The organism is Flectobacillus longus (genome assembly GCF_030056705.1).
Lineage (GTDB): Bacteria > Bacteroidota > Bacteroidia > Cytophagales > Spirosomataceae > Flectobacillus > Flectobacillus longus.
On record NZ_JASHIC010000016.1, the window covers coordinates 43,940 to 56,727 of the forward strand.

A 12,788-nucleotide genomic window follows, 5' to 3' on the forward strand; every position below is an offset into this window, starting at 1 on the left:
AAAATATTTTTGGGTATCAAAAATTATCCATTTACTCAATAATTATGATAGACTCGAATACTTTTCTGGTAAATCAAGCGTATATGTATTAAATTTTTAAATTTGTAAAAGAGAAACTCCCTAATTGCAGATGTTAGATGGCAGATTTTGGAAATAACATTGAATATACCCAAATACATCAACGCTCTTACATCAAAACTTTTTAAACCCTATAAACGACTCAAGTCATAACTATAAACTCATGATAAAACTCCAACCCGGTAAATACCAACGTACCATCCAAAGTCTCTGGAAGTGGTCTATTCGTGGTTTTATTGCACTTGTTTTATATGTTCTAGCTGTTAACTATAACTTCTTCTGGTTGTTTGGAGGAATGCCTAGTCTCCAAGAGCTTGAAAATCCTAAAAGCCAATTAGCCTCTGTTTTAATTTCGGAAGACGGTGTAGAACTAACCAAATATTTCAGAGAAAACCGTAGTCCAGTAGAATTCGAAGAACTTTCGCCCAATATTATCAATGCCTTGATGGCAACCGAAGATGCTCGTTTTGCCAAGCACTCAGGTATAGATTTACGCAGTACATTTCGTGTAGTGACTAGTTTTGGTACAGCAGGTGGTGGTAGTACTATTACCCAACAATTAGCCAAAAACCTATTCAACACTCGTCGTGCCGAATCTGCTGAAGACGGCATGGAATATAAAGGTCTGTTGATGCGTATTCCAAAAATTAGTACGATAATTGCCAAAACAAAGGAATGGATTTTGGCAATTCGCTTAGAAAGTAGATATACCAAACAAGAAATCATGAAAATGTACCTCAACGAGGTAGAGTTTGGAAATAATGCTTATGGAATCAGAGTAGCTTGTAAAACCTATTTCAGTAAAGAAGTGGGCAATGTGAGTGTCAATGAAGCTGCTACATTGGTTGGAATGCTACAAAACCCTAACCTTTACGACCCAAGAAGACGTCCAGAAAAATGTCTTATTCGTCGAAATACAGTTTTGGCACAAATGGTAAAGTATGGGTATCTTCCTGAATCAGAAGCTCAAGAACTACAAGATCAGGCTATACTTTTGAAATTCAAGGTTGAAAACCATAACACTGGTTTGGCACCCTACTTCAGAGAAGCTATTAAAAAACAGCTGATTGCTATTATTGAAGACCTCAACCAAAGTAGAGGCGATGATGAGCAATTAAATCTTTATACCAGTGGCTTAAAAATTCATACAACACTCGACTCTCGTATGCAACAATACGCAGAGGAGTCGATGCGTGAGCACATGATGGCTCAACAAAAAAAGTTTTATGAACACTGGAAAGGACGTAATCCTTGGGTTGATGAGCACATGCGTGAAATCAAAGGCTTCTTGAAAGATGCTATGAAGCGTACTGACCGTTATCGTCAATTAATGGAAGAAATGGATGGAGACGAAGATAAAGTATGGGAAGTACTCAAGAAACCAGTACGTATGACGGTATTTTCGTGGCAAGGTGAAAAAGACACTACACTTTCTCCGTTAGATTCTTTGAATTATTACAAAAGAATTTTGAATGCTGGTTTTATGGCTATGGATCCTAATAATGGGCATGTAAAAGCGTGGGTTGGAGGTATTAACTTCAAGTATTTCAAATATGACCACGTTCGTCAAAGTAAACGCCAGCCTGGTTCTACTTTCAAGCCTTTTGTATATGCTTCGGCTATCGAAAGCGACATAGTGACTCCATGTGATTATGTAGTTGATGAGCCAGTTACTTTCGGACAAGAAGATGGTATTATGAAATCATGGACGCCCCAAAACTCTGACGGAAAATACTCTTATCAAAGTATGTCTTTGCGTAGAGCAATGGCTCGTTCTATCAATACAGTTTCGGCAAAATTGATGAAACAGCTAGGACCTCAAAAGGTAGCAGAATTTGCTCATCGTGTTGGTATCACAAGTCCTTTGAACGAAACGCCAGCTCTATGTTTAGGGGCGAGTGAAGTATCTATATTTGAGCAAGTAGATGCTTACTGTTCTTTTGTAAATGAAGGCTATCGTATTGAGCCACTTTTGATTGTAAGTATTGAAGATAAAAATGGGAACGAGCTTCGCCGTTTTGAAACTACTACTAAGCAAGTAATGAATAAAGAAACAGCCTATAAAATGGTACACATGCTTCAAGGTGCTGTGCAAGAACCAGGAGGTACTGCTGAGGGTTTGCGTCGCTATAGTTGCGCACAAGGTAACGAAATAGGTGCTAAAACAGGTACTACATCCAACTACTCAGATGGTTGGTTTATGGGCATAACACAAAGTTTAGTCGGTGGTGTTTGGGTTGGTGGCGATGACCGTAGTATTCACTTCCGTAGTATTAGTTTGGGGCAAGGTGCCAAAATGGCCATGCCCGCCTATGCGATGTTTATGGATAAGGTATATGCTGACCCTTCACTCAGGATTGCAGGATACAAGAAGGAACCTTTCAATAAACCAGATGGCGTAGATATTAACTGTTATGCTGCTCCAAGCGATTCGACACAAGTTCAATCGCCAACGGTAAAACCTAAAGATGAAGATGGATTTTTGAATTAAAATAGAAAAGGGGCTTACGCCCCTTTTCTATTTTAATTTAGTTTAACATTCTCTTCTGACCTTTTTCATTCATTGCTTGAGCTTTTATGACATCACTTCCTACTATGAGTTTGTGAGCTGATTGTGACAAAAACGATGAACCATAAGGAATTTCTACTTTCCGAGTTTTACCATTTTTAAGTGTCAACAATGCACTACTTTCGTTTGGTGCGAGCTTGAGCACTTTATAAGGTTTGGAACTTTCGAAAAACTTCAATTTATCTCTATTTTGAGAAGTAACAGTCAATAAACTACCTTTTGCAGACTGAAGCTCTACTAATGCTTTGGCATCTCCAGTTACACGATAACCACTTTGGTCAATTGGTAGTACTGTAAAACCTCCTTTTCCATCACCTTTCAGAAGATTTCCCTGTGACCCGTCCATACGTCCAACAGTTAACTCCGTTGAATAGTCATTCCCCGTTATGAGTATATCCAAGTTACCATCTTGATCGAAGTCTTGTACCACCATACCAAATACAGGAGCAAATTGCGTTTGGATAGGCAACTCTTTTATCTTAAACTTACCATTTCCTTGGTTTTCAAGATAGCTTGTTTTCATCCAATTTGCTTTTAAGATAATAGCATCCTTCAATTCTTCAGGTTTTAAGACTTCATTGATAGTAGCTTTGGCATATTTTGCATACGAATCAAAACGTTGACGAGTTTGGATAAACTGCTTTGCTAAATCATCACGAGTATTGAATGGAAACTCTTTGCGAACACCATCCAAGTCTTTGTAAAATACCGTAGGAATAGCGTCATAATGTCCATCGTTATTAAAATCTTTTGCGTAAACAGTAATAGGATTCGAGTCTGAAGCACGATTCAAAGAGTTTAGTCCCAAGTTACCTGCCACATAATCCATATCACCATCATTGTCAAAATCACCTGCACTAAGACTATTCCACCAACCTTTATAGGATTCAATACCTGTTTCTTTTGATGAAACTAACTTACCATTTTGGTTTTTCAAGAAAGTAATTGGCATAAACTCACCAGCCAATGCTAAATCCATCCAACCATCATTGTCATAATCTGTCCATAAAGCATCACAAATCAAACCAATTTGATTCAATTGCGGTGCTACCTGAGCAGTAACATCTGTAAACTTCAATTGTGGAGCCTCATTACGAAGAATATAACTATTCACTGGCTTAGGATATGCTCCTGGCTCTACTCTACCCCCAATAAACAAATCCAAATCGCCATCTCGGTCATAATCCACAGCTTTGATACAAGAGCCACTCTTTAGTAAAGCAGGAATAGCTTGATCAGCAGACTGAAAGTGTCCTTTTCCGTCATTGATAAACAAATGGTCTTTGTAGTTTTGGTCTCCCGCAGGGAATTCATAACTTCCACTTACTACGTACAAATCTAAATCTCCATCTTTTTCAGCATCAAAAAGCAATACTCCCATATCTTCAGAGAGCTTTTCTTTTCCTTCAAGCCCCGGCAAAAAGTCTTTTACCTCAAATTTACCTGTGGCATTTTGTAACAAGAAACGTCCTTTATATTGACTTGCACCACCTACAAAAATATCATCCAATCCGTCGCCATTGACATCTCCTACTGCCAGTGCTGGCCCAAACTGTGAGAATTTATGAGGCAGTAACTTTTGGACGTTAAAATCAATAATATCTTGTTCTTGATGAATATATCCTGTATTGATTACATCAGTAATATCTACTAATAAAGGGCTTACAGCATTTTCTTTATCATCGGGCAATACCTGAGCTTGAGCTTCGTCGACATACAAGGTTGTATTAGTTTTGACATTTTTAAAAATTTGTCCTTTACCGCTTTGCCATGTTACTTTTACCTCTGTCACAGTTTGTGTTTTACCCAAACCAAAATGTGCAGTTGGGTCTACGCTCGACAGATATCCACGATATGGCGTATATTCATACACTTGTTTTTGACCATTTGCATACGCAATTTCAACCCATGCGCCATATCCTTGAACATTGTCTTTGCTACCTTTAAGCTGAACTTTGAGGTAATTGCTTTCACTTGGTTTCTGTTGAATCACATTATTTCTAAAAACAGATGCCGAATCATTGATATTATTAACGATGTAATCCAAATCGCCATCATTATCTAAATCAGCATAGGCTGCTCCATTTGAAAAACTAGGTTGTGTAATACCCCAAGCTTCTGTTACATCATCAAATTTCAAATCTCCTTTATTTTTGTAAGCAAAGTTTTTGATTTTGACAGAAGGAATCGAATCCAACAACATCATACGAGTCATGATACTCGACATAGACGCACGATAGGCAATAAAGTCCTGGTCAGTAATATCACGAGGAAAGCCATTGGTGATAATTATGTCACGAAGACCATCATTGTCAAAATCTGTTACCATAGGAGTCCAGCTCCAATCTGTTTCTGCTACACCAGCCAACAAGCCTACTTCACTAAATAACGGACGATGCGAGTAAGGGTCTTTTCCTAAATTAACCTGAAGGGTATTTCGTGGATATTGATAGCCATAACCATATTGCTCATTATTTTGATAGGTTACATAGTTATTGGCGGGAGTCATCATTTTTTTACGATAGTTCGACTCTGGCATCATATCTAATGCAATAATGTCAACCAATCCATCATTGTTAATATCACTTACATCATTTCCCATTGCAGAGTAAGAAGTATGTTTAAAGTACAAACTTGCTTGGTCGGTAAATGTGCCATCATGGTTATTGATATAAAGCAAATCATTGGTTAAATAGTCATTGGTCACATAAATATCTTTCCAGCCATCACGATTGATATCTGTGATATTGAGTCCCAAGCCATATCCCTCAATCTGAATTCCTGCCTGTTTAGACACATCAGTATAAACTGGATGTTTTTTGACAGGATCCCAATCATTTCTATAAAGTCTATCAGTTCTTTTTGAAGAACCATCTACAATTTTTTCGTGGTACTTGTTCGGAAAACGGGTATCATCCATTTCGTTGACAAGTACATAAAGGTCGAGGTCACCATCATTATCATAGTCAAAGAAAGCAGCATTGGTGGTATGAGTTGTGTCAGCAATACCATACTCTTGTGCCATTTCTTTAAAAATAGGTACATTATTTTTATCTACACCTTGGTTAACATACAACAAATTAGCACGTTCAGAAGCCACTTTTTTAGCTGTAGCACATACATAAATATCTAATTTGTTATCATTATTAATATCTACAATAGCCACCCCAGAACACCATTTTTTAGCCCCATCCACGCCTGCTTTTGCAGTAACATCGTCAAACTTAAAATCACCTTTATTCAAGTATAATTTATTGCTAACCATATTTCCTGTAAAATAGACATCAGGCAAGCTATCGTTATTAAAATCGCCCACGGCAACGCCCCCACCATTATTGATATATTCAAAAGTAAGAACATTCATCGTATCACTCTCTGTAATTCTATTTGAGAACGTAATACCTGTGTCTTCTGCATTGAGTTGAGTAAACAATGCTGTATCATTAGTACACGAAACTTGCCAAACAACAGGGAGTAAACAGATACAAAGTCGTAATAGTTTTTTCATGATATTAGAGTTAAATCTTATAAAAAAAGAGATGGCAATATATACCATCTCTTTTGTATTAAAGCAATTTACAATTGGTTAAAATTAATAACCAGGGTTTTGCTTCAAGATATCTTTACCTTGAATATCAATTTGAGTTTGAGGAATTGGTAAGTACTCGTTTTTGTTTGCTGTAAATTTAGCACTACCCAAAGCTGTAATCAATTTAGCTCCTTCATAACTCAAGTAAGCGTTAATTGTTGATTCAGCAATACCCCAACGAACTAAGTCGAAGAAACGGTGGCCTTCACCAGATAATTCAAGTTTACGCTCAAAACGAACTGCAGTACGCGCAACAGCCTTATCAGTCCAAGCCGCAGTGTAAGTACCAATTACGTATTTAGCAGCAGGAGCACCATTTTTAGTTACCCAGCTAGCTGGATTAGCCGCTCTAGCACGAACTAAATTCACGTAATTACGAGCTGTTTCTAAGCTACCAACTTCAATTTCGCATTCAGCAGCCATCAACAATACATCTGCAAAACGAATAAGAGGCTTGTTCATTGCAGCATATCCACGAGTCCAAGAGCTACCGTCTGTTAAAGTTCCTTCTTGAGACTTGTAATAAATATATTTCTTCGGTGAGTATGGACCTGCATAAGATTGGTCACGAATCCAGTCAAATCCCGGGTGGTCTTGCCAATCTAAATAAGGAATACCACGACGACCTACTGAGTGGTCCAAACGAGGGTCAAGGTTACCAGCATCAGGAGTAAATGCAGCTGATGACTGAATACCAAAATCCGTTTTCAAAGCGTTTGCAGCACTGTTATATGAACCATCTAATAATGGTAAGCCGTTAGCATCTGTACGGAAAGAGTTTGCCAACTCGAAACTTGGTTGGAAGAAACCACAACAGTTACCAGGACCACTAGAACCAGTGTTATATGGGTAGTTCAAATCATCATCAGAGTTAGCATTGTTCACGCTACCTGTATTTGCAGCCGATTGAATAGCAAAAACTGATTCTTCGTTATTATCGTTTTCTGCATTAAAGATTTGAGCATACTTAGTAACCAAGCCATACTTTTTACCATTAGCAGTTTTACCATTTGCAATCACTTGGTCAAACATTGCTTTAGCTTCAGTATATTTCTTTTGAAACAAATAAGCTTTACCTAAATAAGCAGCAGCAGCCCATTTGTTAGCTCTACCAGCAGCAGCCTGAGTTTCAGGAAGGTTATCCATTGCATACTTCAAATCTGCCTCAATCTTAGGCCAAACATCTGTAGCATTTGTAACTTTTTCAATACCTGTACCATAATCCATTGTTTCATCAATATATGGAACGTTGTTGTACAGTTTTTTCAATTCAAAATAATAGTGCCCTCTCAAGAAACGAGCCTCACCTGAAATACGTTTCTTATCGTCAGCAGTCACGTCTGAGCCAGCTTTTGCAAGCGATGCTAAAGTTGTGTTACAACGCTGAATACCTTCGTACTTCACTCTCCAAGTATCGTTAATTTCAGTATTTGTTGGAGGAGTTTCAAATCTCTGAATTGGGTTGATAGCAGTATAGTCACCTGAGTTTGTGCCTTTATTAGCTTCACCTCCTAAAATACTACCAAATACCCAGTTTGCACTACTTGCTAAACGGACACCTCTACCGTTCAACATACTATAAGCTCCAATCAATGAGCCTTCAATACCTGCTTTTGATGTTAACTGAGCATTTGCTAACTGGCCAGTTGGAGGTACCTCCAAGAAACTATCCTTACAGGCTGTTACCAATATCGTTGATAAAAATACTGACGATATTAAAACTTTACTATTTATATATTTTCTCATTATCAATCCTGTTTTAATTGGTTGTATAATTTCTTTTTTGATAATCAGTACTTTTAAGTACTAGAAGCTTAAGCTAAGAGCCAAGTTGTAACTTCTAGTGATAGGTACGTTACCAATGTCAATACCAAAGTTTGTATCCGCTGCACCACCTACACTTGGGTCTAAGCCTTTGTAGCTTGTAATTGTGAAGATATTGCTGGCAGAAGCACTAACTCTAGCACTCTTCAAACCAATTTTTGTCAATACATTCTTAGGAATTGTATAGCCTAAAGACATATTCTGCATTCTTAAATAATTTCCATTCTCTACATAGAATGAGTTAAACTCTCCATTTGTACTAAATCCAGATTCACCTTCAAAAATTGGCTGATCTGTATTTGTATTAGTTGGCGTCCAAGAGTTTTTAACACGAGCACTAACAGCAGCACCAGTAAATGAAGGGTAGAAATCTGTATACCATTTACTTACGTTAGCGATTTTATTGCCTAAAGACACTGCCATGAATGTTGAGAAGTCAAATGCCTTGTAAGTCAATCTAATTGTCATACCACCAGTAAATACTGGAACAGGACTACCTAAGTACGTTCTGTCATTTGCATCAATGATACCATCTCCATTCACATCAGCATAACGGAAACGACCTAAGCCAGCTCCTGTTTGTTTTGGTGCAGATGCTACCTCTGAAGTAGAGTTAAACAAACCAATTACTTTGTAGCCATAGAATGCTGACATTGGATAATTTAACTGATTTTGAACAGGAGTTAGTCCACGATAAGTAGTTCCTGGCAAATACGTAATATTCGGAGCAAATGAAGTGATTTTGTTATCCAAGAATGAACCCGTAGCTGTTACTTCGTAGTTCAAATCCTTAATAATATTACCACGGTTAATAATCTGGATATCAATACCTTTGTTGCTTAGTGTACCTACGTTTACAGCTGGAGCTGCAGCATAGTTACCCAATACACCTGGAAGTGGCACATTAAACAAGGCATCAGTAGTCTCTCTGTTCCACAAATCAACTGCTAAATCCCATTTACCTCTGAACAATGAACTTTCAAAACCAATGTTTGTAGTTGTGTTTGTTTCCCATTTAGCATTTGGGTTACCAATACGGCTTCTATAGAAACCAGAAACTGCCGATGTATTTGAACCGTTGATATCATAATAAGAGTTACCTACGTTTGCAGCGTAAAGACTGTATTGGTTATTTGGATCTACAGAGTTTGAATTACCCATTTGTCCCCAACCACCTTTGATTTTCAAATCGCTAATCCAAGGAAGATCTCTCATGAAGTCTTCTTTTGATACACGCCAAGCTCCTGAGAACGCAGGGAATACACCATAACGGTTATTGATACCAAAACGAGAAGAACCATCACGTCTTACAACTCCAGACACATAATATTTGTCACTCAAGTTATAGTCCAACTGACCAAACACAGAAGCAAACGTAATACCTGGGTTAATATAACTATTCACAACTTTACCAGTTGAAGAAACTGTTGTCATTGTGATATAATTGATATCTGTCGAGAATGGATTAATACCAGATGCTGACATACCTCTACCTGAACCAGTATTCAATGCTTCATAACCAACTAAAGCTTTGATTTTGTGATCGCCAATTTGCTTTTGGTAGTTAATTGTATTTGTGAAAGTCCAGCTAAATTGATAACCTGATGACTCATTATAACCAAAGCTTGCGTTGTTTTCAGAGTTTTCGTATTGCAAACGTGAATAAGCATACTGATAGGCATTAGAATATTGTCCACCAATACTAGAACGTAATACTAAGTTTGTAATTGGCTCATATTCTAAGTAGATATTACCAAAGCCATTTGCTGTATAACTTCTATCATTTTTAGAACCATCACGAGAAGCAACTGGGTTTCTTGGGTTGTTAAATCCTTTTGCTGCAGTACCTGCATATCCACCAAACTCATCATAAATAGGAATAATTGGAGACATACGGAACGCAGATAAGATATCACCTTCACCCGCTACTGTTGACAAACCACTGTTGGTAGGGTTCAATAAGTCATTACCATCTTGTGCTAGTACAGACTTATAAGTAAATTGTAAGTTTTCTCCGATACGAACCTTTTTGCTTAAGTCAAACTCAGAGTTTGCTCTAAAAGTATATCTTGAAAATTTATTGTAAATCAAAATACCAGCTTGTTCTTGTGCTGATAAACCGAAATAATATCTTCCATTTTCTGTTCCTCCAGAGAAGCCCAAATTATGTCTCGAAATAGGAGCCATTCTTGTAATAGCACCATACCAGTCTGTCCCAGCTTTATTTGCTTTAACGACTTGGTAAATTGCTCCTGCAGTCGGATCAATATTGTATTTTAATTTTTCAGAAGCCAAATCAACAGAACCTATTACTCCCGAACGACCACCTACATTCAGGTAATCAGGAAGTACAGCTGACGTTCCTGTACCATATTGTGGATGACTATATGCTGGAGTTGTACCATTTGCAGTTGCAGTGTTACGAATTGCGTTCCAAGTCCAATCTGCTTGTTCTTGTGGATTCAACATTGCTTGACCTTTTCCTGGGTCAGTTACGCCATATAAGCCATCATAAGTTACTTCAAGGCTTCTTGCTCTTTTAGTACCTTTCTTTGTAGTATATACGATTACACCATTTGCTGCTCTTGCTCCATAGATAGAAGCTGCAGCTGCATCCTTAAGGATTGAAGTACTCTCGATGTCACCAGGAGCTAAGAAGTCTGTAGACTGTACAGGAACTCCATCAACAACATACAATGGGTTGTTATTACTGAATGAGCCAAAGCCGTGGATACGTACTAAGCTAGCTGCACCAGGCTGACCACTTGAAATTACCGTAACCCCAGAAGCTCTACCTTGTAATTGTTGTTCAACGTTTCCAGAAGGTACCATTACCAAGTCTTTAGACTTAATCGTCGCAACCGAACCTGTACTTTCTTTCTTTGAACTACTTGAGTAACCTGTTACTACAACTTCTTCCAAAGCTGCGATGTCCTCATCTAAAGTAACATTGATTGAAGTTTGACCTGCTAAATTTACCTCCTTAGCCTTGTAGCCGATACCTGACAGTTGGAGTACGTCATTTGAAGATTTTGAATTGATGGAAAAATTACCATTAGCATCTGAAGTAGTACCCGTACGTGTGCCTTTGATAACAATACTCACACCTGGGATACCTTGGTTGTCAACACCAACAACCTTTCCTGTTACTTTTTTGTCTTGAGCTACTGTTGAAACAGCATACAATAGCATTATACTCAAGACACATACATGCTTGAAATAATTTAGTAATTTGTTTTTCATATAATTGGTTTTTTGGATAATAATGAACTGAAAACGATTAGGGTGATGTGTCCTTACTTTTTTGTGATGTCCTCCTTTCTTTAAGCGTGAAATATTGAATTTTTAAAAGTTTTTTTATCAACCGTTTAAAAATAAGAAAAATACAATAAAGGAATATTCAAATTGATGTTTTGATAACTTATATATTAAAAAAAGACAATTCGAATCGTGTTCTGTACTGTTCTATGAAGTAAAATTCTATATAATATTTTTTTCATGCAAATATTTCTTCATTTTTTTATAAAAAACTTATTAGTTTTACCACACATAATTGCTTTATCGATTGTCGCACTTATTCTACTTAAGTTAATCGCACCACCAAGCAAAATTTTCATATCAGCAATTTCCTGACTAACTTGGTCTATTATCCATTTTAGGCACTAGGACTGGAATCATTTATTTAAAAATGGGCAAATACTTACAAATAGAGCCAAACGCTCAAAAACCCAAATACCAACAACTCATTGATGATATCATTGAAAAAATTCAGAATGGTTCACTTCAACGTGGTGACCAACTACCTACAATCAATGAAATTACTCAATCATTGGGTGTTGCTCGTATGACTATCATTAGGGCTTATGAAGAATTAAGAGAACGTGGAATTGTAGCAGCTCAACATGGAAAGGGATATTTTGTAGCGTCAACTGACGTGCAAACAACTATGCACGTGTTTGTCCTTTTCGATGCTATGAATGCCTATAAAGAAACGCTATTTCACTCACTTAAAGAAGCTCTAGGTGATAATGTAGCTATCAATTTGTTTTTTCATTATCATGATTTAAAGGTATTTGAAAATGTACTAATCAATAATATTGGAAACTACAATTTTTATATTGTAATGCCTCACTTCAATGAGGATGTTTCACATATTGTAGGACAAATACCAAAAGATAAGCTTTTAGTTTTGGATATTGACATAGATGAATTTGATAATGACTATGCGGTTTTGTATCAAAATTTTGAAGAAAATATCTACTCAGGTTTACAGGAAGCACTACCTCTTCTTAAAAAATATAAGGCTATTACGCTTTTCCTTAGTAAAAATCAATTTCAATATACTCCAAATGGTATTACTAAAGGATTCAAAAGATTCACAAATGATTTTGGAATAGATTCTCGTATCATAGATAATCTCGAAGTTGATTGTATAGAAGCAGGACAAGCTTATATCCTTTTTCTTGAAAGTGATATCATACGCTTTATGAATCATGTCAATAAAAAAGGACTAAAATTAGGAGAAGATGTTGGTCTATTAACTTATGATGATACGCCTATCAAACAAATTTTAGGCGAAGATGGCATTACCACAATCTCAAATGACTTTCAAAAGATGGGAAAACTAGCGGGGCGAATGGTAAGAAATAGACAAAAAGGAAAAGTCGCAAGCCCATGTTCACTTATTGTACGTGGTAGTTTGTAATAAATGAGGCTATCTCTAATTAA

The 12,788-nt window shown here is 37.0% G+C and carries 5 protein-coding genes; 2 read left to right on the forward strand and 3 right to left on the reverse strand.

Annotated elements, in window-relative coordinates; genetic code table 11:
- Positions 1–241: 241 nt before the first annotated feature.
- A complete protein-coding gene (locus QM491_RS13140) occupies positions 242–2,569 on the forward strand; it encodes a penicillin-binding protein 1A (protein ID WP_283327946.1) in 2,328 nt (775 codons plus the stop codon).
- Positions 2,570–2,606: 37 nt separating this feature from the next.
- Here the strand turns inward: QM491_RS13140 and QM491_RS13145 are convergent, their stop codons facing one another.
- The 3 genes from QM491_RS13145 to QM491_RS13155 form a co-directional block, all read right to left on the reverse strand.
- Positions 2,607–6,155 (reverse strand): CRTAC1 family protein, encoded by a 3,549-nt coding sequence (locus QM491_RS13145; protein ID WP_283327947.1) that lies wholly within the window; start codon positions 6,153–6,155, stop codon positions 2,607–2,609.
- 84 nt (positions 6,156–6,239) lie between these two features.
- A complete protein-coding gene (locus tag QM491_RS13150; protein ID WP_283327948.1) occupies positions 6,240–7,982 on the reverse strand; it encodes a RagB/SusD family nutrient uptake outer membrane protein in 1,743 nt (580 codons plus the stop codon).
- Positions 7,983–8,042: 60 nt separating this feature from the next.
- Complete coding sequence (locus QM491_RS13155; protein WP_283327949.1) at positions 8,043–11,303, reverse strand: SusC/RagA family TonB-linked outer membrane protein; 3,261 nt, start codon at positions 11,301–11,303, stop codon at positions 8,043–8,045.
- A 445-nt stretch (positions 11,304–11,748) separates the two neighbouring features.
- Between QM491_RS13155 and QM491_RS13160 the strand changes: the two genes are divergently transcribed.
- The gene (locus QM491_RS13160; RefSeq protein ID WP_283327950.1) at positions 11,749–12,765 is read left to right on the forward strand and encodes a GntR family transcriptional regulator; all 1,017 of its coding nucleotides are present in this window, start codon (positions 11,749–11,751) and stop codon (positions 12,763–12,765) included.
- Positions 12,766–12,788 lie beyond the last annotated feature (23 nt).